The organism is Kangiella koreensis DSM 16069 (genome assembly GCF_000024085.1).
In the GTDB taxonomy this organism is placed as follows: Bacteria; Pseudomonadota; Gammaproteobacteria; order Enterobacterales; family Kangiellaceae; genus Kangiella; species Kangiella koreensis.
In genome coordinates this window covers 943,094-965,766 of the sequence record NC_013166.1, presented here as the reverse complement: position 1 = coordinate 965,766, position 22,673 = coordinate 943,094, and the positions used below count along the sequence as shown (strand labels likewise).

21 protein-coding genes and 1 tRNA gene are annotated in these 22,673 nt (G+C 42.6%); 4 read left to right on the top strand and 18 right to left on the bottom strand.

Features of this window, described 5'->3' with window-relative positions; translation table 11 throughout:
* Positions 1 to 18 precede the first annotated feature (18 nt).
* From KKOR_RS04590 to uvrB, 6 genes are all read right to left on the bottom strand, one after another.
* A complete protein-coding gene (locus tag KKOR_RS04590) occupies positions 19 to 1,473 on the bottom strand; it encodes a capsule assembly Wzi family protein (RefSeq protein ID WP_012800850.1) in 1,455 nt (484 codons plus the stop codon).
* 127 nt (positions 1,474 to 1,600) lie between these two features.
* Positions 1,601 to 4,336: an SLBB domain-containing protein gene (locus KKOR_RS04585; protein WP_012800849.1), complete on the bottom strand. Its 2,736-nt coding sequence runs from the start codon at positions 4,334 to 4,336 to the stop codon at positions 1,601 to 1,603.
* Entirely contained in the window at positions 4,329 to 5,132 is an 804-nt protein-coding gene (cysQ, locus tag KKOR_RS04580; RefSeq protein WP_012800848.1) for a 3'(2'),5'-bisphosphate nucleotidase CysQ, read from the bottom strand. Before cysQ ends, KKOR_RS04585 begins: the two co-directional genes overlap by 8 nt.
* 216 nt (positions 5,133 to 5,348) lie before the next feature.
* The gene (gene rfaH, locus KKOR_RS04575; protein ID WP_267195228.1) at positions 5,349 to 5,825 is read right to left on the bottom strand and encodes a transcription/translation regulatory transformer protein RfaH; all 477 of its coding nucleotides are present in this window, start codon (positions 5,823 to 5,825) and stop codon (positions 5,349 to 5,351) included.
* Positions 5,826 to 5,848: 23 nt separating this feature from the next.
* Complete coding sequence (locus KKOR_RS04570; protein ID WP_012800846.1) at positions 5,849 to 6,490, bottom strand: MlaC/ttg2D family ABC transporter substrate-binding protein; 642 nt, start codon at positions 6,488 to 6,490, stop codon at positions 5,849 to 5,851.
* A 253-nt stretch (positions 6,491 to 6,743) separates the two neighbouring features.
* A complete protein-coding gene (uvrB, locus tag KKOR_RS04565; protein WP_012800845.1) occupies positions 6,744 to 8,732 on the bottom strand; it encodes an excinuclease ABC subunit UvrB in 1,989 nt (662 codons plus the stop codon).
* Positions 8,733 to 8,855: 123 nt separating this feature from the next.
* Here uvrB and KKOR_RS04560 point away from each other — a divergent pair, with 123 nt between their 5' ends.
* Together KKOR_RS04560 and KKOR_RS04555 are read left to right on the top strand one after the other, a co-directional pair.
* Positions 8,856 to 10,034, top strand: coding sequence for a pyridoxal phosphate-dependent aminotransferase (locus tag KKOR_RS04560; RefSeq protein WP_012800844.1), 1,179 nt, complete (start codon positions 8,856 to 8,858; stop codon positions 10,032 to 10,034).
* Between the two features lie 92 nt (positions 10,035 to 10,126).
* Positions 10,127 to 10,202, top strand: a tRNA-Asn gene (locus KKOR_RS04555).
* A gap of 190 nt (positions 10,203 to 10,392) precedes the next feature.
* Here the strand turns inward: KKOR_RS04555 and KKOR_RS04550 are convergent.
* Entirely contained in the window at positions 10,393 to 11,244 is an 852-nt protein-coding gene (locus tag KKOR_RS04550) for a universal stress protein (protein WP_012800843.1), read from the bottom strand.
* Between the two features lie 23 nt (positions 11,245 to 11,267).
* Entirely contained in the window at positions 11,268 to 12,758 is a 1,491-nt protein-coding gene (locus KKOR_RS04545; protein ID WP_012800842.1) for a SulP family inorganic anion transporter, read from the bottom strand.
* Positions 12,759 to 13,401: 643 nt separating this feature from the next.
* Between KKOR_RS04545 and KKOR_RS04540 the strand changes: the two genes are divergently transcribed.
* The gene (locus KKOR_RS04540; RefSeq protein WP_012800841.1) at positions 13,402 to 13,791 is read left to right on the top strand and encodes a helix-turn-helix domain-containing protein; all 390 of its coding nucleotides are present in this window, start codon (positions 13,402 to 13,404) and stop codon (positions 13,789 to 13,791) included.
* A 108-nt stretch (positions 13,792 to 13,899) separates the two neighbouring features.
* Here KKOR_RS04540 and KKOR_RS04535 read toward each other — a convergent pair whose 3' ends face one another.
* Together KKOR_RS04535 and KKOR_RS13555 are read right to left on the bottom strand one after the other, a co-directional pair.
* On the bottom strand, positions 13,900 to 14,292 hold the full coding sequence (locus KKOR_RS04535) for a hypothetical protein (RefSeq protein ID WP_012800840.1): 393 nt from the start codon (positions 14,290 to 14,292) through the stop codon (positions 13,900 to 13,902).
* A gap of 486 nt (positions 14,293 to 14,778) precedes the next feature.
* Positions 14,779 to 14,934 (bottom strand): hypothetical protein, encoded by a 156-nt coding sequence (locus tag KKOR_RS13555; RefSeq protein WP_012800839.1) that lies wholly within the window; start codon positions 14,932 to 14,934, stop codon positions 14,779 to 14,781.
* Between the two features lie 224 nt (positions 14,935 to 15,158).
* Between KKOR_RS13555 and rrtA the strand changes: the two genes are divergently transcribed.
* Complete coding sequence (gene rrtA / locus KKOR_RS04530) at positions 15,159 to 15,779, top strand: rhombosortase (RefSeq protein WP_012800838.1); 621 nt, start codon at positions 15,159 to 15,161, stop codon at positions 15,777 to 15,779.
* Between the two features lie 123 nt (positions 15,780 to 15,902).
* Here the strand turns inward: rrtA and KKOR_RS04525 are convergent, their stop codons facing one another.
* The 8 genes from KKOR_RS04525 to hisC form a co-directional block, all read right to left on the bottom strand.
* Positions 15,903 to 16,217 carry a ComEA family DNA-binding protein gene (locus KKOR_RS04525; protein ID WP_012800837.1) on the bottom strand — a complete coding sequence of 105 codons (315 nt, stop codon included), beginning with the start codon at positions 16,215 to 16,217 and terminating at the stop codon, positions 15,903 to 15,905.
* 82 nt (positions 16,218 to 16,299) lie between these two features.
* Entirely contained in the window at positions 16,300 to 16,995 is a 696-nt protein-coding gene (gene pyrF / locus KKOR_RS04520) for an orotidine-5'-phosphate decarboxylase (RefSeq protein WP_012800836.1), read from the bottom strand.
* 4 nt (positions 16,996 to 16,999) lie between these two features.
* On the bottom strand, positions 17,000 to 18,175 hold the full coding sequence (gene lapB / locus KKOR_RS04515; RefSeq protein ID WP_012800835.1) for a lipopolysaccharide assembly protein LapB: 1,176 nt from the start codon (positions 18,173 to 18,175) through the stop codon (positions 17,000 to 17,002).
* 1 nt (position 18,176) lies between these two features.
* Positions 18,177 to 18,470, bottom strand: coding sequence for a LapA family protein (locus KKOR_RS04510; RefSeq protein WP_012800834.1), 294 nt, complete (start codon positions 18,468 to 18,470; stop codon positions 18,177 to 18,179).
* A gap of 42 nt (positions 18,471 to 18,512) precedes the next feature.
* Positions 18,513 to 18,815 carry an integration host factor subunit beta gene (gene ihfB, locus KKOR_RS04505; protein ID WP_012800833.1) on the bottom strand — a complete coding sequence of 101 codons (303 nt, stop codon included), beginning with the start codon at positions 18,813 to 18,815 and terminating at the stop codon, positions 18,513 to 18,515.
* Between the two features lie 174 nt (positions 18,816 to 18,989).
* A complete protein-coding gene (gene rpsA, locus KKOR_RS04500) occupies positions 18,990 to 20,657 on the bottom strand; it encodes a 30S ribosomal protein S1 (protein ID WP_012800832.1) in 1,668 nt (555 codons plus the stop codon).
* A 144-nt stretch (positions 20,658 to 20,801) separates the two neighbouring features.
* Positions 20,802 to 21,488, bottom strand: coding sequence for a (d)CMP kinase (gene cmk / locus KKOR_RS04495; RefSeq protein ID WP_012800831.1), 687 nt, complete (start codon positions 21,486 to 21,488; stop codon positions 20,802 to 20,804).
* Positions 21,489 to 21,494: 6 nt separating this feature from the next.
* The gene (gene hisC / locus KKOR_RS04490) at positions 21,495 to 22,595 is read right to left on the bottom strand and encodes a histidinol-phosphate transaminase (RefSeq protein ID WP_012800830.1); all 1,101 of its coding nucleotides are present in this window, start codon (positions 22,593 to 22,595) and stop codon (positions 21,495 to 21,497) included.
* Between the last annotated feature and the right edge of the window lie 78 nt (positions 22,596 to 22,673).

Here is a 22,673-nt window from a genome sequence, read left to right as displayed (position 1 = left end):
TCTTACCGTGTACTGTAACTACAACTCCATCGACCAGGATATACCGATGTTGTATTTATCCTGTTGGTAGCCGAGAGTGTCGACCGACTTATCCTTAACATCTAGTTCAATACCCAGCAAACCATATTTCGTCGGATGCTGGTATTTTAACTCTAATTGGGTGAAACTAGTCGCTGCTTGGCTAACGGTATGATTTCCAGTTCCATCTTTGTTTAAATCTACTTTTGCAATGCGAAGTTTATATCTATCGCCATATTTGTGTGTTGCCAAGAACCCGACTGACATACTTTTGGTATCATTATCATAAGTTGAGCCTATGCTTCTTCCTTCTGCTCTATAACCTGTTTGATAAATACCGTGTTCGTAAGTTAAATTCGGTCTAAACTCATTTTCTGTATCAGCATATTCTAAGTAGGTTGTTATGCCGAAACCACCTATTAAGAAGTTGGTCTTGTAACCTAACTGATAAAACTTTCTTGAAGGAGCATAACCTGCTTCATCTTCCCCTACCAGCTGACCGTATAAACTTCCCATATAGTTGTTGGTTGGGAGCCGCCAATTAAAATCGATTCCTGCCAGCTGGTTGCCGGCCTCATTCCCGTTTAGCCTATCGTCACAACCATCTTCAATTTGGTCACAATTTGTTCTTCCTATAGCCAGATCTACTAAACTTGATAGTGACTCTGGCCGACCTTCACCGCCCCATTGTGCAGTTCTACGCAAGCCAATTTCCAATGAGTTAAATGGTTTAAAAGATACACTCATACCTAACAACTTAGCATGAGGAATAAATCGGTTACTTTCTAGTTGTCCAGCAAATGCATTAATGGTCCATGGTCCAATCCAAGATAGCCATGGATTATCAAAAGGGTCACTATAATTTCGCTGAATTGAAATGCCAGGAATTGGACGAGCATTGTTACTCAATATCAAGGAGCTATCCCAGCCTGGTCCGTACCACCTTTCTTGAGCACCAGCAGATATAATCCAATTCCCCCAAATAGCTGCAATATATGAATGGTCGAAACGCTCCTCTTCCCCATCAAGAGGGTCAAACGCTTTGGTTGCTTCTACATTCCACGCAAAGCTTTTAGATACACCAGTAAAACGAGTGGAAACTTCAGCCTTTTCACGACGCTCATCACCAAAATGACGTATTATTTTAGACTGGTTACCTCCTTTTACTGATAGAAACTTATGTGTCTCGTTTTCAGTTTCAAAACGTGCTTTCCTTTTCACACGTAAAAGTATCGGTAATAACTCAACACTAACTTTGGTTTCAGATGCTGCATCTAAGTCTCGAATTATGGAAGCCCACGGTACGGGCCAAGTGGTAACAGGAGCCTTTATGATCCCCTCATTAGCCAATAACTCAATATCAGCACGAAGCCATTCATCTCTCGCATCTAGCCAGGGTTCAGCTTTAGTGATTGATGCACTAATAAGTATTAATATTATTGATAGTTTTTTCATTGCTTTAAATAATAAACTCTGAGTATTAGTCAGAATAATAATCCTTGTTGTTATTTAATCCGTGTAGATTCACTTAAAAACTATTTATGGGCGGCTTGTAAGCCACCCATAGATTTAGCTGCATATATTAAAAACTGTTCACTGCTGCTGCACCAAGTGCCAATTGGTAAACGATCTGACTAACTCTTGACCACAATTCAAGACTATCTACACGAGTAGTATCAAGAGGCACTACAATGGTATCTCCTGATTCTATTTTTGCGTCACTATGCGTCAGCCAGGATGAACGGTTAGGTAGGATTACAGAACCATCAGCTTTTACGATATAAATAGCGTCAGAATTGGCTGTGTCTTTTTCGCCACCACTTCTGTCGATATAATCTTCAAAGTCAAAGTTAGGATTGTATAAATGTGATGTGGCCACTTGTACTTCACCAACCACAGTAACTTCTTGGCGATATGAAGGAACAATTAACATATCACCATCTTTTAGTACTACATCTTCAATCTTACCAGCCAAAATCCCATCAAGATTGATGACCAATCGACCTGTAGCTTCTGTTGTATCTAAAATATCAATTAACGATTTGGCAGAGCTAACATCTGCAGTTTTACCAATATTGGATTGCTCCAACTCAATGGTAGCAATGCTTTGTCTTAACTTATCTTGCAACTGATCCAATTGCTTTTGCTCATGTTCCCTTAGCTCTTTACGAGAAAACACTGTTGCCTTTATATGTGCAAAGTCACTGAAGCCACCAACCCTCTCAATAAGTTGCGTTAAAGTTTCGCCACGTGCAACTTTATAACGCCCAGGGAATCGAACCTCGCCTTGTACCTCAACAAAAGTTTCATTTCTATATTCAGGTGTAATCTTCACCGATAACTGATCTTTGGCTTTAAGTGTTGAAGATCTATTACCTAAGAATTCAGATTGTAGCTCGACTGGCAAGTGGGTAATCTTTGCAGTCTCATTGCCAATGATTTCTTGACGCGTTATTTCAGCTTCTACTATATATGCAGATTCAGAAAGCCCACCTGCAATGTTAATTAAATCAGCTGACGACATTGTTTCAGTTAATGGATATTCTCCAGGAAACTTAACAGCACCATCAACTCTGACAACTCTTGCCGGATTCTCATAGGTTGACTGGGATTTAAGCTCTTTTACTAATTTCTCTACTTCTTGATTGCGTATTTCTAACTCCAGCAATTCATACTCTTCAATCTCTGGCTTCAGCTGCTTTTCTCCATTTAATAATGCTTTATCTTTCGTAAGATACTCACTGCCTACCTCATTATCTAGAGGCTCAATATTATTACTAGGCACGCCTGTCTCGTATGTCAATGAGCGACCTGCATTTAAACGGGACACATCAAATTTTTGAGACTCTACAGCATCTAGATATTTCTTTTCCCGAGACTCCTTCTTATATATATCAACTTCTTTTTCTGTAATTGAGTTCGCTAGAATTATAATTCTATCTCTTGGTTCTAATAGAATATTGTCAAAACTGTCATAGTTTTTCCAAGCAGCCCTTAAGCTGGCATGATGCACTTTTAATTCGCCTAGCGGGGTAACTTCTCTAGCAATTATCACAGCATCTATATTGGCATTTAATTTTAATTGCTTCGCATTAGAAATAACATCAGCTAATCTTAACCCTTTTTTCCAAGCAAGGGTGCCAGGCCTTTCCACATGCCCACTTAATTCAACAATATTCTCATTTTTCTCAGCCACAGGGTATACCTTTAGAAAATCCCCTGCTTTTAATGTTGTCAAGCGACCTGCTTTAGTTGTTAAATCAATGTCCAATGCTGTTTTCTGGTTTTCATTATCAATGCGCTCAATTCTTACATCCTGTGTATAGGCCGAAGGTAAAAATCCACCTGCTAAATCAACTAGCTCGGAAATGCTTTTTTCATTTTTAATTTCATAAATTGCTGGGCGGACAACTTCTCCTGCAATTGAAGCGGTCTTATTAACTGATGGAATGAAAATAACATCACCAGATTGCAAGCGTCGGTCAGCTCTTATGTCACCTTTCAATAAGAAGTCGTAAAGGTCAATGCTACTTATAAGCTGACCATTCCTCTTAAGCTGAATATTACGCAAAGAGCCCACTTCTTTAATGCCACCACTAACATATAGAGCGTTCATTACAGTAGATAAGGAAGAGACGGTATAAGCGCCTGGTTTATAGGACTCACCTAATACAAAAACTTGAATTGAGCGTAGCTCTCCCAAACTTATATTCGATTTTACACCTATGAACTGCTCATTTATTTGTTGAGTCAAAGATTCTTTTAGCTCTGTATATGAGAGTCCGGCGACATTAATGGGGCCAAGCTGAGGAAATTGAATACTACCATTGCGTGACACAACAAGCTCATAACTATTGTTTTCTTTACCATAAAGCTGAACCTGTATAACGTCTCCTGGCCCAACAACGTAGTTGGAAGGAACAGGCAGGTCGGTCACAGGAGTATAGGTGGTTGGCAGCCCAGCAAAAATATCGTAACCAAAAGGCTCTAACTTTTGCTCAATGCGAGGTTTATTGCTTTCAATCTCATCCTCTAAATGATGCTGCTCTGCTCCAATTGGGAAATTATCAAGCTCTCTTGGAAGAATAGAGCTGGCAGAAGAAGTTGTTTTCGAATCCTGACTAGATTGACTTTTCAAAGAAGCGCAAAGCGCATCGACATCATAGCCAGCAGCACGCGCCATTTCTCTTTGTTGCGCAGAAGCATTTTCGCATAACTGCTTGGCTTGTGATAAATCCTGTGCTGCTATTGAAACTTGAGTCAGCAATGCCCCTAAACAAAGCACTAAACGAAACGATATACCCAATAACTTATTCATTGATAACAGGCCCTTTAACAATAAAATACGGATTCAACAAAGACTCTTTTGTGTTATAGCTCAGGTCTTCGGTTTCGGAGTTTGTTTTTTCATCGAAAATTACACAACGACCGCCTGCAGCTTTAACAATCGCGTGAGCAGCTGCAGTGTCCCACTCGCAAGTGGGTCCTAAGCGAGGATACAAATCTGCTTTACCTTCCGCAACTAAGCACAGTTTTAGCGAACTACCCATTGGAATCATTTCATGATTTGGATAGTTCTTTAAATAACCAGCTATAGCATCAGATTGATGTGAGCGACTGCCCACGACTCGTATCGGATTTTCAGCTTTAGCGGATATATTAATCTGCTGCGCCACTCCTGATTCCTGTTTCCAGGCACCTATATCTTCAGAAGCATAGTAAAGAGTATCAATGGCCGGTGCATACACAACACCAAGAACTGGCTCGTTCTTATGGATCAAGGCTATATTAACTGTAAACTCACCATTTTTCTTGATGAATTCCTTAGTGCCATCAAGGGGGTCTATCAACCAATAAGTTTGCCATGAGTGACGTTCACTCCAATCGATATCTGCAGACTCCTCCGATAATATAGGAAATCCGACATCTAATGCGGTGAGTTCGTTTACAATGTGATGATGCGAAGCTAAATCAGCTTCTGTGAGAGGAGAATCGTCCTTTTTTTCGTAAATATTAAAATCCTTTTCATAGATAGCCATTATCTTAGCACCTGCATCAATGGCCACTTTATTGATTTTATTGATAAATTTTTGTTCTATAATTTTCTTATTCATACCCTTCTCTCAGATTCAGACACGCTACCGCCCGTGGGTTCAGGCTCCCAAAGTGCCTTTTTAGAGTTTATATATATCTTTCAATAACAATGCTAAAAATGGGCAAATTGCTTGCCGTTTGTCCGCTTTTTTTACAATTTCTTCCAACCGCGCGCTATTATAGTCAATTAGGGATTGATTGTAACCGCCAAATCTAACTAACTGTAAAAGCTTATTTTAAGCTTTTCTAAGCTGCTTATTTTCTAGCTCCATCTCTGTTACTTTTCCTAATATCGTCAGTAAGACGATTGAACGCTTTTCTCCGTTACTGATTTTAAAAACACCCTCAAGATCTTTGAATGGGCCATCAGTAATAATAACTTTATCGCCCGCACCTGGTGCATTGGTTTCTATGGGGGTGAATGAGGTATCCAGTATCAGCAAATGCTCTAACACCGAATCAGGAACCCTGCCCGGTACGCCTCCAAAGCGAACAAAGTCTCGCACACCACGTGTGGAGCGGATTTTTGACCACCCCTGCCCATTAGTCTGAAGTTCGACAAACAAGTAACCAGGAAATAATGGTTCTATGGCTTTTTGTCTTTTGCCTCGAATAATTCTCTCAACTTCTAAAACTGGTAAAACGCAGTTAATCTCTTGATTTTTAAGGTGTTCTAAAGCCCTTAATTCCTGCTTAGGCTTTGAATTGATCAAATACCAACTCTTCTCACACTCACTCACTTCCTTGCAACCTTCAACTTTTTATTAAATTTTTGATTTTTGCTATCTAGATCCGCCAATACACCCTCAAATCCTTTCGCATCAAAAGTTGTCTGGAAGTAATTCTGCTTCATTTTAACAAAGCTAATCCCTTGGAAGCTGAAATCATAAATAGTCCAGTCGGTATCTTCTTTATAGATTTTTAAATCAATTGATATATCTGGGAGAGATTGAGTTTCTAACACGACGGTTAACCAGCCTTTATTCTGCTTGTCATTCAGACGTATTGACTCAACTTCAGCGATCTGTCCCTGGTACTGATTCATAACTTCATATAGATAACGACGCATAGTCTGCTCATAAGCTTTTATCAGTTGGGATTCTTGTTCAACAGTTAGCTGAGACCAGCGTTGTGCCCCTAGCATGGCACGAATGGTATTCTTGGCCGACCAAACTGTGAGTAGGTCGCTATCAACAAACTTCATCAGAATAGAAGGATCTTGCAGGGCCTTTTGGTGATTGTCCTGCATGAAGCGATTAATAGTGTCTAATTTATATTGGAAAAACTGTTTGAGGTTCTGCTGGTTAAGGCTCGCACTTGCGAGCTGACTGAACAACCATAAACATATAAACAGACTAAACTTCACTGTTTTTGTCATTTTTATTCCAGGTCTCTTCATTTATTAAATCAACAAGTTAAACACTATTATTGAAATTCAAACAACTATAGCCGGTCTGGATGAACCTCGGCTTAATGCTTTACCCCAGGTTGACTATACAACCTGAGGCCAATTTCGGTATTGTAGCATCTGAGTAGCTCGAGAAACAAAGGTTCAATAGACCCTTTTATTTTATTAATGACTTCATTCTAAAAGTAAATTTTTGTGAAGAAGCTCTCTTTGTTAAGTTACTTTAAGAAGCTAAGCTGGCTTCTCGGAGCTTTTGTATCTCGTCTCGCATCTTGGCCGCTTTTTCAAATTCAAGGTTTTTGGCATGTTCGAGCATTTGTTTTTCCATATGGGCAATTTCTTTAACCGCATCAGCCAATGATTTCACCTTATACTGACTGAGCTTTTCAGCCACTTTGCGACTTTTCTTGCTATGTCCAGTATCCATGACATCGGTAATTTTCTTGCTGACACCAATAGGCGTTATTCCATGCTTTTCATTATATTCCTGCTGAATCGCGCGACGACGATTGGTTTCGCCAATAGCTCGCTCCATTGAGCCTGTGATTCTGTCTGCGTAAAGTATCGCTTTACCGCTAAGGTTCCGAGCTGCACGGCCGATGGTCTGAATCAATGAACGTTCGGAGCGCAGGAAGCCCTCCTTATCCGCATCCAAGATCGCAACCAATGATACTTCCGGCATATCAAGGCCTTCCCGCAACAGGTTGATGCCGACCAATACATCGAACTCGCCCAGACGTAAATCACGGATTATCTCCATCCGCTCAACGGTGTCGATATCCGAATGCAGGTAACGCACTCGAGCACCATGCTCAGATAAATAGTCGGTTAAATCTTCGGCCATTCTCTTGGTTAATGTAGTCACCAGCACGCGCTCATTTTTCTCAACGCGAAGATGGATTTCAGACAATAAGTCATCCACCTGCGTTCCAACCGGACGAATCTCGACTTCGGGGTCAATCAAACCAGTCGGACGCACCACCTGCTCAACAATTTGTCCGGTATTTTCTTCTTCATACTTACCGGGAGTTGCTGAAACAAATACGGTTTGCGGCGTAATCCGCTCAAACTCTTCGAACTTCAATGGCCGGTTGTCCAAGGCTGCCGGTAACCGGAAACCATAATTAACCAGTGTTTCTTTACGCGAGCGGTCGCCTTTATACATGGCGCCAATTTGCGACACAGTCACATGCGACTCATCAATGAGCATCAGCGCATCAGGCGGTAAATAGTCCAATAGACATGGTGGCGGCTCGCCGGGTTGTGCCCCCGACAAGTAACGCGAATAGTTTTCAATACCCGAGCAATAACCAAGTTCCTGCATCATTTCGATATCAAACTTGACGCGTTGCTCAAGGCGCTGCGCTTCAACTAACTTGTTCTGTTCATAAAACTGGGCCAGCCGTTCTTTCAGATCCACTTTAATCTGTTCAATCGCATCAAGAATAGTCTGGCGGGAGGTGACATAATGGCTTTTCGGGAAAACCGTTACGCGAGTCAAGCGTTTCAAGACTTCGCCAGTCAACGGGTCAAAAGTTTGAATGGTTTCCACTTCATCATCAAACAACTCAATCCGTATCGCGTGTTTTTCTGATTCAGCTGGGTAAATATCAATTAAATCACCGCGTACACGATAGGTAGCACGCTGCAGGTCGAATTCATTACGGGTGTATTGCAGCTCAGCCAGGCGTCTAAGAATGAATCGCTGGTCTACCTCATCCCCTACTTTCAGGTGCATCACCATACTGTGGAAGGCTTTTGGGTCACCCAGACCATAAATTGCAGACACGGAAGCCACGATAATGGTGTCACGACGTTCTAATAAAGCGCGCGTCGCCGACAGTCGCATCTGCTCGATGTGCTCATTAATCGACGAATCTTTTTCGATGAAGGTATCCGAAGCCGCAACATAAGCTTCCGGCTGATAATAATCATAGTAGGAAACGAAGTATTCCACCGCGTTATTGGGAAAGAACTCCTTCATCTCACCATACAACTGCGCAGCCAGCGTCTTATTGGGTGCCATAATGATCGCTGGGCGCCCACTTTGCGCAATCACATTGGCCATAGTATAAGTTTTGCCTGAACCAGTTACGCCAAGCAGCGTCTGGTGCGACAAACCGTCTTCCAACCCTTCCAGCAGTTGCTTAATGGCTTTAGGTTGGTCGCCCGCTGGCGGAAACGGTGAATGGATATCAAATTGTTGGCTCATGACTGTTACTTATACACTCTTGTAAAACTACGCTTGTAAAACTTGGGTGGGCGAAAAAGTTGGAGTATCATTGCCAGATATTCTCGCACACTCAACATCGATCAAACAAATTAAGGGGATACGGTGGCTATTCAACTTTCCGAACGTGTAAAACTGGTTAAACCATCACCAACGCTTGCGGTGGCAGCAAAAGCCAAAGAGCTTAAAGCTCAGGGGCGTCCGATCGTGGGCTTGGGTACGGGTGAACCCGACTTTGATACACCGGAGCACATTAAGCAAGCTGCCATTGAGGCCATCAAAGGCGGCGCAACCAAGTACACGCCTGTCGATGGTACACCCGAGCTTAAACAGGCCGTTATCGACAAGTTCAAGCGCGATAATAACCTTGATTATCAAGCCAACCAGATCCTTGTATCATGTGGGGGCAAACAGAGTTTTTACAACCTTTGCCAGGCGCTCATTAATGACGGTGATGAGGTCATTATCCCTGCCCCATACTGGGTTTCCTATCCTGACATGGCAATTCTGGCAGGTGGTAAACCCGTTATTATCGAAACCACCATTGAGCAGCACCTGAAAATTACTCCAGAGCAGTTGCGAAACGCCATTACCGACAAAACCAAATTGTTTGTTATCAACAGCCCAAGCAATCCGACGGGCGTTGCCTACAGTAAAGAAGAACTCAAAGCCTTGGCAGACGTTTTGCTTGAGTTTCCTAATATTGTAGTAGCCACTGACGATATGTATGAGCATATTCTTTGGACCGAACAACCATTCGTCAACATTCTGAATGTCTGTCCAGAACTGTACGACAGAACGGTGGTATTGAATGGTGTTTCCAAAGCCTACGCCATGACCGGCTGGCGGATTGGCTATGCGGGCGGCCCTGCAGATTTGATTGGTGCTATGAAAAAGATTCAATCGCAAAGCACTTCCAATCCAGCGGCCCCAAGTCAGGCAGCAGCAACCGCGGCATTGGCCGGCGACCAATCCTGTATTAAACCAATGCTCGCAGCCTTCAAAAGACGTCATGACTACCTTGTTGATGCTTTAAATAGTATCGAAGGCGTCACCTGCTTACCCAGTGACGGTACCTTTTATGCCTTCCCCAATATGCAGGGCTTGATAGATAAACACGGCTGTGAATCTGATCTGGATTTTGCTGAACTGCTTATCGAAAAAGTTGACTTGGCACTAGTGCCTGGCTCTGCGTTCGGGGCCCCTGGCCACTTGCGCTTATCCTATGCCGCCAGCATGGACACACTAGAGGAAGCCATCGTAAGACTCAGAAAAATGGCCTAAATTTAAAAAAATCATCACTTGGGTGTTGACCGTTAAGCGAAATATGTCTATTATCTCGCCCCGTTCAGCACACAAAGTGACGAGCGAATAATTCCCCCTTAGTTCAGTTGGTAGAACGGTGGACTGTTAATCCATATGTCGCTGGTTCGAGTCCAGCAGGGGGAGCCAAATTCTGAAGGCCTTACAGCAATGTAAGGCCTTTTTTATTGCCTGATATAAAAGTCATGTAGCCACTATGTAGGCACAATTGGTTAGGCGTAGTTGGGATTTCTAAATTGTGATGCAGGAAAATAATACGAATAACGCTACTGGCTTGTGCAAGTAGCGTTTTTAAGAAGGCAACTTAGCGCAGTAGATTTTATCTCAACAGGATAAGTGGAATATTACTGTTGCTGATCATGGTCTGGGTGTTGCTGCCGAGGAAGAACTGGCGAACGCGTGAATGGCCGTAAGCACCCATGATCATCATTTCGATACCAGCCTTTTGCCGATAGGCTTTTAACCCTTCGATAACCTCGCCTTGAACTAGTGCCGACTGAACATTGTGGCCATGCTTTCTCAAAATATCAGTAGCTTGATTTAGGGCTTGGTTGTTCTTGTCGTTATCATCACCGACCATAACAATATGCCCTTCCAATCCTTTCAATAAAGGACTGGCGGCAACACGCTCAATGGCTTTATTGGCAATGTCACTGCCGTCGTAGGCAATCATGTAATTCTTGGGTGCTTTAAACTCGCCTACCGCAACCAGAATCGGAACATGCATGGCACGAATAACACTTTCCAGTTGTGAGCCAATGGTATGCGCTGAGGCATCATGGTCTTCACCTAAGCGGCCTAACACCAATAGCCTCATATCAGACTCAAGTTCTGTCAATGATTCAAGCAAGCTGCCATGACGCTGTTGCATAAACACCTCATCAGCACCCTGCTCCACAGCTCGCTGACGCGCGTCTTCAAGCATATGCTTACCATGCTCTAGCGCTATACGGCTTCGCTTCTCATCGAGCTCAGTTAATTGCTCCAGCAAAGCCTCTCTTGCGCCCAACCCAATTGAACCTGACAGGTTTTCATTTTCGGGACTGACTGTTTTTTCTAGCACATGAAGCAAATTTAAGGGTGCTTCAAGTTTGTTACTCGCCCAAGCCGCTGCATCACACACAGAAGCTGACATGGCTGAACCATCAATACAGGCAATTATATTTTTCATTCCATTCTCCTCATCTATGCAGACTAATGCCCAGACATAAGTTTTTCAACTTCTTCAGGATCATCATAAACACTAAATTTATCGACAACCGTTTTCGAAGCTTCGTTCAAACCTATGACATTAACCTGCGTACCTTCGCGACGGAATTTGATGACGACATTATCCAATGCTCCAACCGCAGTGATATCCCAGAAGTGTGCGTGCGTTAAATCAATGGTCACTTCCTCAATGGCTTCTTTAAAATCAAATGATCCTAGGAACTTTTCCGAGGATGCAAAGAAAACTTGCCCGATAACTTCGTAATGGCGAGCGCTAAGATCTTTATCATTATCCCGTTTGATGACCATAAAGCGAGCAATCTTGTTGGCAAAGAATAAAGAGGCCATCAAGACTCCGACAAATACTCCAATTGCCAGATTATGCGTAATAACAACTACCACAACAGTGGCGACCATTACCAGGTTGGTAGACATTGGGTGTTTCTTCATGTCCTTAATTGAAGACCAAGAGAAGGTACCAATAGAGACCATAACCATAACTGCAACCAATGCTGCCATTGGGATTAAACTGATCCATTCATCAAGAAAGACGACCAATATTATTAATACCACACCAGCCACAAAAGTCGACAAGCGACCGCGTCCGCCAGACTTAACATTAATCACTGATTGGCCAATCATGGCGCAGCCTGCCATGCCACCCATTAAGCCAGCACCAATATTGGCTATGCCTTGTCCTTTGCACTCACGGTTTTTATTACTTTGAGTATCGGTTAAATCATCAACAATTCCCGCTGTCATCAATGATTCCAGCAAACCGACTACCGCTAATGCGGCAGATGTTGGAAAGATAATCATCAAAGTTTCAAGGTTCAATGGGACATCTGGCCATAAGAATATTGGCAGGGTGTCGGGTAGCTCACCTTTGCTACCAACGTTAGGAATTTCCCAACCTAAAGCCACAACCGCAATGGTCAGCCCGACAATACAAATTAAAGGCGAAGGAATGATTTTTCCAATCACTGGAATCAATGGAAACAGATAGATTATGCCAAGACCGACAGCTGCCACTGCGTAAACATGCCAGGTTACATCAATCAACTCTGGAACTTGAGCCATAAAAATCAATATGGCCAGGGCATTCACAAAGCCAGTCACCACTGAACGAGAGACAAAGCGCATCAATCCATCAAGGCGCAAATAGCCAGCTAATATCTGCAAAATACCAGTCAGCACTGTAGCAGCTAACAAATATTGAAGGCCATGCTCTTTGACTAGCGTTACCATTAGCAAGGCCATGGCGCCAGTTGCTGCTGATATCATACCCGGACGACCGCCGACAAAGGCGATAATGACTGCAATGCAGAAAGAGGCATATAAGCCAATTTTAGGGTCTACTTCGGCAAGAATTGAAAAGGCAATTGCTTCTGGAATTAAAGCCAGCGCTACCACTAAACCGGCAAGCAGATCGCCTCTGATGTTTGAGAACCAGTCTCTTTTGATAGTTTGTAACATTGTAATAACCGTAAAATAAGAACAGCAACAATTAAGTTGTTATAAAAACTCAATAGGAAGTACTCGCAGCCAGCGGCGAGTTGGAGCGGTAACAAGGGCTGTTACCTTAGGACAAAGTATGCGCTATGGCGGACTAATGAGCATGGGAACTCGGTATCTGGCAAAAAAGAGCGCGGAGTTTACCAGCCCAATGCATTGATTACAAATTGACTTAATTTGAGTCAAATATGAATATACGTAGTTCTGTAATGGAAATAATAAAGCAGATTCGACTTAAAAATGTTGTGTTAGCCTAACTCCTACCGTCTAACACCGCCAAAGCAGTAGTAAGACATTCCCAGAGAGCACCGACTATCAACAAAACATATTGAGTACTAAATAGAGTGTAACTCATTAATTTCAGACAAAAAAAAGCCGAGAACTTGTCTCGGCCAAATCCCACCATATAGCTGAAGGAAAACTGGTTGCGGTTACTACCGCTCTTCTGAAATAGAAACTTTCGCCTCAATACAATTCATTACTTTATTTGTGATTCACTCTGTGATACAAATAGCTATCGAATGCATTTCAGAACTTGGTTTAAATAATAATGCAAATATGCATACAAATCAAACCGAATTTGCATCTTTTTTAGGAAATCTCAATGAGCGAAATAATTGATCAGTTAAAACAACTCATGCAAAGTCTGGGTGAAACAGACTATTCCATGCAGCATAAGGCTCATATTAGCCAATCAACCATTTATCGTATTTTAGAGGGTAAAACGTCCGATCCGGGTGTTCATAAAATCGATGGTTTAGCTAGAGCATTAGGGTATCGACTGTCTTTAGTACCGATGAGTGAATATTACACTCAGGTCGACTATGGGTCAGAAGTCGACACTTTAGGAAAAATCATTGCCTTGGTAGAGTCTCTATCAACTACTCGTGGCATTAACCTCTCCCCAGAGGAAAAAGCTGAACTGATTCTTTCTAACTACCGCGCTAACAGTAGCAAAGAAGAACTCGGGGTTCGGATCGCCAACCTGAAGTAAGCATATTTATGATGCTCGACTAAGTGCTTAGTGATTTTAGTAATAGATAGATAAACCAAAGGCCTGCATTCGCAGGCCTTTTTTATGCTCTGATATTTTGTGATGGTACTAAGTTCTGGAGAACTCAGTTGGGCTTGGCGCTTTAGTGCTCTGTAATTGAATTGGCTTTAAGAAACCACGAGATTGAATAATTCTTCTATTATTTCTTTCAAACTCTTGTAGTTTTTGGTTCCACAATAAAATCTCACGCAGCTTGTCCTTCTCAGGCAAGTTGCTTGATTCTATCTGTGAGTATTCCTGAAGCAAGCGCAAACCAATCATATCAGCTCGCTTAAAAGCCGATAGATCAATTACGTTGCCGTCAGATTCATATTCGCTATCCAGCGAATACTCATCATAAGGAACGTCTATTCGTCCGCGATAAGCTCTCAGGATTAGCCAAAACAGCGCTGCTGCGAACGCTGCTAACACTAAACCGTAGGCCAAAAATAGTAATGCCATTGATTTTTCTTCCTAAAGTTACCACCAGTTGTTTAACCACTGGTGTTAATAAAGCTAATATGATGCAGATGTTAACGGCAGGCATAGTGTATACCTGTAGCTCTTTTATGAAATCGAAGCTGGTGTAGTGTCTTTCTATAAATCTCAATATATTCACAGTTATGGCTATTGAAGTAACGACACTTACAGCAAACTCTTCTTTTAAGACTCTCCCAGTTACCACTGCCTTGTAGGCAACATATAACAAGATCAATATATCCGTGACCATCCAAGATATGTACCACATAAACATTCCGTGTTCGTGATTCCATAAATAGGGCACTAAATTCCAGTTCATAAACTGAATTAGCAGGAGCGCAATTGAAAAAGAAACCAATCTTTTTTGCTTTGTAAACAGCAAGTGCAAAAATACACAACCCAGCAGCGACATCATGAAAATGTCGCTGACTAGATTGTTAATACTAAAATTGTTGATAATGCTTTCTATCAATTCTCTTTCTCTTTTGTTGGGTCATCACCTGGTTCACCACCAGGTCCACCAGTGAATACGCTGGTGATTGGTGCTTGCTCGAACACAGGAGCTTCAAAAGTTTGTGGCTCTGAGATAGATAAATAGCAGATCATAGCGATAGTTTCAAACATAATATTTTCCTCTTTATTGAGTGATTTAGTAAAAAAAAGCCTATAGAATTTACTCACATAGCATTAAGAAAAACAAATTGCATAGCATGTACCACGTAAATGATTGTTTTTAAAAGAATTTATTTACAAGTGTCATTTTTGCAATCCATTTTACCTGTACAAATTTTAGCCACAGTTGATTATTAAAAGTGTGAACTAAATTTTACATTTGATAAAAATATTTTATGAACCAATTTCTACGAAAATACGCATTTGCATTGACCATAAGTCATATATGCATTATCAGCTACTTGCTTTTGCCCAAATCTAACTTATGGTTGGCTTATGACCGGGTCTTAGTTGAGGAGGGCCAATGGTGGCGACTAATCACTGCCAATCTGGTCCACCTTGGCGGCTGGCATACATTAATGAATCTTGCCAGCCTGTGGCTGATCAGTTTCATTTTCCAACCTTTGCTGAAAATGTCTTACTGGATTAGCTGGGTTCTTCTGCTGTATTTCGTCAATATCTTGGCGATGCATTTATGGACTCCACATATTGTTCATTATGTTGGAATGTCGGGAGCTTTATATGGCCTGATTGCCGCTTGCGCCACAGCTGAATTACGACTGGGAGTTAAGCTCAGCGGTTTATTGTTGATTATTGTCGCAGTCAAAATATTTCTGCCTCAAATAATGGGGGTTCAATCAGAGTATGATAATTGGCTAGGCGGTGCCGTTGTGGAAGAGTCTCATATCATTGGTTTCGTACAGGGCGTGATATTAGGTCTGGTTTGGCCTAAAAGTCTGCTTAAAGGCCCTGCCCTTCAATCAGTACTGAAATCTAAGCAATCAAAAAGAGCTTAGTGCAATTATTCTCTGGGTTACACCCGAGCTTGCCCTGAATTTACGCCCAGCTACTTAACAAGTGAGTTTGATACAAAAAAGCCCAAAGAGACTTTGGGCTTTAGATGGACTAATCGTCGGCTGCTACAGCTTAATCTTGCTTTTGTTTTTATCGACAGTTTTCTGACCAATCCCTTTTACAGCAGTTAATTCATTAGCTGATTTAAATGGACCAAATTTTTGTCGGTATTCAATAATAGCCTCTGCTTTCTTAGCACCCACTCCAACCAACACTCTAGACAGCTCTTTTGCATCTGCTGAATTGATATTAACGGTGCTAGAAACTTCTTGTGCCGCTCCCTGGCTACCTGCAGCAGCTAAGCCACCTCGTTCCTTGGCGGCCAAAACTTGAGTATTTGCAGCGATTACTAATGATAGGATTAAAGCTAGTTTTTTCATGATTATCTCCTTGTTTTTAATATCCTTTTTGTCGTCATCGTGCGACAGAAAGGAGAATAATCTCAGGAGGTACTATTTACAACTAGCTCACAATGCTTTCAGAAATGTCGTACAGGGCCTTTAGTGGATCGCTTGCCTTTGTAATAGGCCTACCTATAACAAGGTAGTCAGAACCCGCCACAACAGCTTGTTCGGGGGTCATGATGCGACTTTGGTCACCTATATCACTGCCAGGGGGGCGAATTCCGGGAGTGACCAGCTTAAAGTCCTGACCCAATTGCTCTTTTAGTCTTTTAGCTTCCCAGGCAGAGCAGACAACACCATCTAAACCGGCTGATTTCGATATGCTGGCTAAATGTTCAACCTGCTCTGGTAAATCGCGTTTGAAGCCAATCTCACTATAAGCGACCTCGTCCATGCTAGTAAGCAAAGTAACTGCAATCAATAGCGGGCGATTATCACACTCTTCAATAGCCTGACGGGCTGCATGCATCATCTTGCTGCCACCCGAAGCATGGACATTGACCATCCAGACACCAAGCTCGGCAGCCGCTTTGCACGCTTTTGCCACCGTATTCGGAATATCATGGAATTTAAGATCCAGGAAGACTTTGAAACCTTTACTGACTAGCACCTTTACAAACTCAGGGCCAAACAGAGTGAACATTTCCTTGCCTACTTTTAAGCCACATAGTTCCGGCTTTAATTTATCTACAAGTTCCAGTGCTTGTGCCTGATTATCATAATCCAGTGCAACCAGAATTTTGGGATCTGACATACTCTTACTCGCCTTCTATACCTTTTATGGGTTTAACGGAACTCCACTCCTTACAACTCGGGCATTGCCAGTAAATAGCTTTTGTCTGGAAACCACAATTCTGACATTCATAACGCGGTTTTCTGAGCAGCAGCTTCTTAACAATATCATCGAGCAACTGCAAACTCGGTTTAGCTGAGTCCTGCGCGTGCTCAATATGCAGAGCTATCAGCCGGTGGAGCCCCTTCAAAGATGGTTTTTCTTGTAAATAATGGCCAATTAAGAAAGCTGCCGCTTTGTCATCCTTCTCTTTTTGAATGAGCTTAGAAAGTTCTATTAGTACCGAAACCCCTGCATTCTGCTCTAAACTTTCATTAAGGAAATGCTTATAGCCTTTTGGGTCATGCTGCTCATTATAAGCTTCGGCAATTTTTGGCAGTGCCTCAGGTAAAAACGCTATGTCTTGTTTAAGAATTCTCTGATAGGACTTAATCGCCTGTTTGAAGCTTTTTTGCTGAAGATAAATATCACCCTGCAAAATACTCGCCCGAACAGAATCTGGGTTAATGGAAAGTCCTTTTTTTAGATTAGCCAATGCAGCTTTAATATCGCCTTCGGAGCGCTTTTGATCAGCTAGTTCACAGTAAAAGTGGGCCAATGGTTTGGACTGCTCTTCACCCATACTGGATTGAAGTTGCTCGGCAACTTTTGCCGCCTGATCCCAATCTTTGGTTAACTGGTAAATATTCAGCAACTGGTGCAAAGACTCGGATTTATGCTCAGGGTCTTCCAAAAGCTCTGTGAACAGGCTGACAGCTCGGTCATACATACCTACAGCATTATAATCCAGGCCAAGCTGGTAAAGAGCAGTATTACGATCATCGGATGATAGCTGTGGGCGAGCAATGAGGTTTTGGTGCAGCCTTATGGCACGATCGACCTCACCACGTTTGCGGAATAGATTACCCAGAGCTAAATGGGTTTCAACGGTATCAGTATCAACCGTTAACAGGTCAATAAAGGTGTCTACGGCCTTATCGGGCTGCTCATTAAGTAAGTAGTTAAGGCCCTTGATATAGTTGCTGGAAAGACCGGAGCCGGAGCTTTTAGAGTCTTTTCTTTGCTTTCGGCCAAGGCGATAGCCAGAATATGCGGCGATGGGTAGTAGCGCCAACACCCCATATAAGAACCATTCGTTCATGCTAAACCGTATCCTTGACCGGCGCAGTCCTCAAATTATTTAACTCTAATTCGGCTTTTCTGAGACGATTTCGGCTACGCTTGAGCTGTACGCGCAACTTAAGTACTACGACTGTCATCGCTAAAACGCCCAGGACCAAGCCAATTAAGGCAACCCAGAAAATCAATGTTGAAAGGGCTAACTCAGACTCAGCAAACAAGTAATCAACCACAATTGGCTGATTATTATTCAAGGCAAATACAGTACTGAGAATCAGTAAAGCAATGAAGAGTATTATCGCGAAGAGTTGTCGCAAGGTATTCTCCGTTCTGGTCAGAAATAATTATTTCAGAGGGTGTTATGGTTTGATTGGTTTATCCTGGCCGTCATTCACTCGCTCACGCAACTCTTTGCCTGGCTTAAAATGGGGGACATATTTGCCGTCTAGCTTAACCGACTCACCTGTTTTTGGGTTACGGCCTACGCGTGGCGCACGGTAGTGAAGCGAAAAGCTACCAAAACCACGGATTTCAATGCGGTCTCCGTCAGACAGAGATTCCGACATTTGATCAATCATGGATTTCACTACCAGTTCGACATCACGTACTGATAGCTGTGGATTTTTGTCCACTAAGCGCTCTATCAATTGCGATTTAGTCATGGTCATTATCCTTACGTCGTTCTACCTTATGCCTACAGTATGGTGGATTTTGCCGGAAAATGCACCTAACTGTTTTAATTATATGATCTTTTTTACACTTTTTCTAAGCAAAAAAAAGCCCGACTAAGGTCGGGCTTGATTTGGATCATGATGCTAAAAGCAATCAACTAGCGATTATTCGTCGCCTAATTGCTCTTTCAACAAATCACCTAGAGTTGCCGGAGCAGAAGCATCATTGCTGAATTCTTTAATTGCAGCAGCTTCTTCAGCAGCATCTTTTGCCTTAATAGAAAGGTTCAAGTTGCGGTTTTTCTTATCTACGCCCATAAACTTGGCTTCGATTTCGTCACCAACGCTTAGGTGTTTAGTTGCATCTTCAACACGGTCTGTGCTGATGTCTGATGCGCGTACATAACCGTCAATGTTGTCAGCTAATTCAATCAATGCACCTTTCGCATCAACTTCTTTAACCTTACCTTTAACAAGTGTACCTTTTGGATGCTCTGACAAGTATTCAGCTAATGGGTCTGAATCAACTTGCTTGATACCAAGAGAAATACGCTCACGCTCAGCATCAACAGCTAGAACAACAGCTTCAACTTCGTCACCTTTCTTGTAGTCACGAACAGCTTCTTCACCAGCAACAGTCCAAGAAATGTCAGACAAGTGAACTAAACCATCGATACCACCGTCAAGACCGATGAAAATACCAAAGTCAGTAATAGACTTGATGCTACCTGAAACTTTGTCACCTTTGTTATGAGTTGCAGCAAATTCGTTCCAAGGATTTGGTACGCATTGCTTAATACCTAGTGATATACGACGACGCTCTTCATCGATATCAAGAACCATAACTTCAACTTCATCACCCAAGTTAACCACTTTAGATGGGTGGATGTTTTTGTTAGTCCAGTCCATTTCAGATACGTGAACCAAACCTTCGACACCGTCTTCGATTTCAACGAAACAACCGTAGTCGGTAAGGTTAGTTACGCGACCTTGTAGACGTGCGCCTTCTGGGTAACGATCGTTGATATCAACCCATGGATCTGAACCCAACTGCTTGATACCTAGTGATACACGGTTACGCTCGCGGTCAAATTTAAGAACTTTAACGTCGATTTCGTCACCAACTTGTACCACTTCACTTGGGTGCTTAATGCGTTTCCAAGCCATGTCGGTGATATGTAGCAAGCCATCAATACCACCCAAGTCAACAAACGCACCGTAATCAGTAAGGTTCTTAACGATACCTTTAAGCTCTGAACCTTCTTCCAAGTTCTCAAGAAGCTCTTCACGCTCAGCACTGTTTTCAGACTCGATAACAGCACGACGAGAAACCACTACGTTGTTACGTTTTTGATCAAGCTTGATAACTTTAAATTCAAGCTCAATGCTTTCAAGGTGAGTTGTATCACGTACTGGACGAACGTCTACCAATGAACCTGGTAAGAACGCACGAATCGATTGAACGTCAACTGTGAAACCACCTTTAACTTTACCAGTGATGACACCTTTAACAGTTTCATTCGCTTCATGGGCAGCTTCCAAAACACCCCAAGCCGCAAAACGCTTGGCGCGCTCACGTGATAGGCGTGTTTCACCAAAACCATCTTCAACCGCGTCCAAAGCAACTTGTACTTCATCGCCAACAGAAACTTCAAGCTCACCCGAATCACTTAAGAACTGATTACGTGGGATAACACCTTCTGATTTCAAACCAGCGTTTACAACAACCACTTCGTTATCAATATCAACCACCACACCAGTGATGATTGCACCTGGACGCATTTCTACGTTTGCTAAACTTTCTTCAAAAAGTTGTGCGAAATTTTCGCTCATTCGTTAGTACCTGATAATCTTTGCCAGAAAACCGAGTATCGGAAAACTGAACAAAGGCTTGTTTAAATCACCACACTATGGTCCTATAGTGACGGGTCAGTTAGTTAAGCTAACTCATTCATCCGTGCGAGCCAGCATAAAAAATTATTCAGAAAACCCCATAAAATCAAGGATTTGCTGAACCACTTCATCAATAGATAATTGTGAGCTATCAATAACAAAAGCACCCTCTGCTGGCACCAATGGAGCCACAGTTCGAGTGCGATCACGCTCATCTCTATCGATGATGCTTTTTAAAAGGTGCGAAATGTTAGCATCTACGCCCTTTTCGATCAACTGTTTATAGCGTCTTTCAGCCCGTATTTCGGGGCTTGCGGTCAAGAAAATCTTAAAGTCGGCGTCTGTAAAAACCACCGTTCCCATGTCTCTTCCATCAGCCACCAGTCCGGGTTCCTGTCTAAACTGCCGCTGACGAGTCAACAAAGCTTCTCTGAGCTCTGGTATTGCCGCAATCTTAGAGGCCATAGCACTGGTTTCATCCAATCGTAGCTTGACGCCAACGTCTTCTCCATCCAATAAAACTTTTTGCTCGCCATCAGGTTGCGGCTCAAACACAACATCCAAATTCAAAGCAGCCTCAGCCACAGCTTTTTTATCTTCAGGATTAATTGATTGCTCAATCACTGACAGAGCCGTTAAACGGTACAGTGCGCCACTATCCAGCAGATGGTAGCCAAGTTTTGTTGCAAGAATTTGACTAATAGTGCCCTTTCCAGAACCACTTGGCCCATCAACGGCAATGACAGGCACATGCTTATTGTCTGCATTCATAGATAATTACTTAGTCATTTCGCGCAAGACGCGAATAAACTTAGCATTTTCCTCTTCAAGGCCAATACTGATACGTAAGTGATTTGGCATTTCATAATTGCCCACTGGACGAACAATAACACCCTGCTCTAGCATCTGCTGATACAAAGGTCCGGCTGCCTGTTTCATATCAACCGTAATAAAATTGGTTACTGAAGGGATATAGTCGTAGCCAAGCTCATCAAACGCTGATATTAATTGCTGCATACCAGACTTATTAACATCTAATGCTTTTTGCAGATACTCGTGATCATCAAGAACAGCAACTGCAGCTGCTAACGCTAACGAGTTCATATTAAAAGGCTGGCGAGGACGATTAATTAAGCCAGTAATTTCTTCATTAGCGACGGCATAACCTGCACGTGCGCCTGCTAAGCCATAAGCTTTAGAGAAAGTACGAGTCACAATCAAGTTTGGATATTCTTTTATCCAAGGAACTGTCTGCGGGTAATCGGCATCTTCGACATACTCATAATAAGCTTCATCAACGACCACGATCACGTCTTGTGGAACCTTGTCCATAAAGGCTTTCAGGTCAGTTTTATTAACCCAGGTGCCGGTAGGGTTATTGGGGTTAGCGATGAAAATCATGCGTGTATTCGGTGTGATTGCCGCAGCTGTCGCTTCGAGATCATGCCCCCAATCTTTTGCTGGAATAATCACCTTCTTAGCGCCAATGGCCTGGGTCACAATCGGATAGACAACAAACGCATGTTGCGAGTAAATTACCTCGTGCTCAGGCGCTACAAATACACGTGCAATCAGTTCAAGCACATCGTTAGAGCCATTACCGAGTGTAATTTGATTAATCCCTACGCCCAGGCGCTCAGACAACTTGGCTTTCAAATAATAGCCATTGGCATCAGGGTAGCGAGCCAAATCGGCAAACTCTTTCTCCATGGCTGCTTTCGCTTTGCCGCTTAATCCGATTGGGTTTTCGTTACTAGCCAACTTCACGATATTGGTAATACCCAACTCTCTTTCAAGTTCAGAAATAGGCTTACCCGGCTGGTATGGGTGCAACTCCTGAACCCCTTTATTGGCCAAAGCGATAAAATCACAACTCATAACTTACTCCAGTTTCTTGTACTTTACATTAGGCCCGAACCTTCGGCGCTCATGTCTATTCTTCGAAATGGCCGCCAT

Coding starts and splice junctions, on each gene's coding strand:
- KKOR_RS04550 (WP_012800843.1), bottom strand. CDS start 11,244: ATGAAAAATATAATTGCCTGTATTGATGGTTCAGCCATGTCAGCTTCT.
- pyrF (WP_012800836.1), bottom strand. CDS start 16,995: ATGTCAGATCCCAAAATTCTGGTTGCACTGGATTATGATAATCAGGCA.
- KKOR_RS04570 (WP_012800846.1), bottom strand. CDS start 6,490: ATGACAAAAACAGTGAAGTTTAGTCTGTTTATATGTTTATGGTTGTTC.
- rpsA (WP_012800832.1), bottom strand. CDS start 20,657: ATGAGCGAAAATTTCGCACAACTTTTTGAAGAAAGTTTAGCAAACGTA.
- KKOR_RS04540 (WP_012800841.1), top strand. CDS start 13,402: ATGAGCGAAATAATTGATCAGTTAAAACAACTCATGCAAAGTCTGGGT.
- cmk (WP_012800831.1), bottom strand. CDS start 21,488: ATGAATGCAGACAATAAGCATGTGCCTGTCATTGCCGTTGATGGGCCA.
- ihfB (WP_012800833.1), bottom strand. CDS start 18,815: ATGACTAAATCGCAATTGATAGAGCGCTTAGTGGACAAAAATCCACAG.
- uvrB (WP_012800845.1), bottom strand. CDS start 8,732: ATGAGCCAACAATTTGATATCCATTCACCGTTTCCGCCAGCGGGCGAC.
- KKOR_RS04590 (WP_012800850.1), bottom strand. CDS start 1,473: ATGAAAAAACTATCAATAATATTAATACTTATTAGTGCATCAATCACT.
- KKOR_RS13555 (WP_012800839.1), bottom strand. CDS start 14,934: ATGTTTGAAACTATCGCTATGATCTGCTATTTATCTATCTCAGAGCCA.
- cysQ (WP_012800848.1), bottom strand. CDS start 5,132: ATGAATAAGAAAATTATAGAACAAAAATTTATCAATAAAATCAATAAA.
- hisC (WP_012800830.1), bottom strand. CDS start 22,595: ATGAGTTGTGATTTTATCGCTTTGGCCAATAAAGGGGTTCAGGAGTTG.
- KKOR_RS04525 (WP_012800837.1), bottom strand. CDS start 16,217: ATGAAAAAACTAGCTTTAATCCTATCATTAGTAATCGCTGCAAATACT.
- rrtA (WP_012800838.1), top strand. CDS start 15,159: ATGAACCAATTTCTACGAAAATACGCATTTGCATTGACCATAAGTCAT.
- KKOR_RS04545 (WP_012800842.1), bottom strand. CDS start 12,758: ATGTTACAAACTATCAAAAGAGACTGGTTCTCAAACATCAGAGGCGAT.
- KKOR_RS04585 (WP_012800849.1), bottom strand. CDS start 4,336: ATGAATAAGTTATTGGGTATATCGTTTCGTTTAGTGCTTTGTTTAGGG.
- lapB (WP_012800835.1), bottom strand. CDS start 18,175: ATGAACGAATGGTTCTTATATGGGGTGTTGGCGCTACTACCCATCGCC.
- KKOR_RS04535 (WP_012800840.1), bottom strand. CDS start 14,292: ATGGCATTACTATTTTTGGCCTACGGTTTAGTGTTAGCAGCGTTCGCA.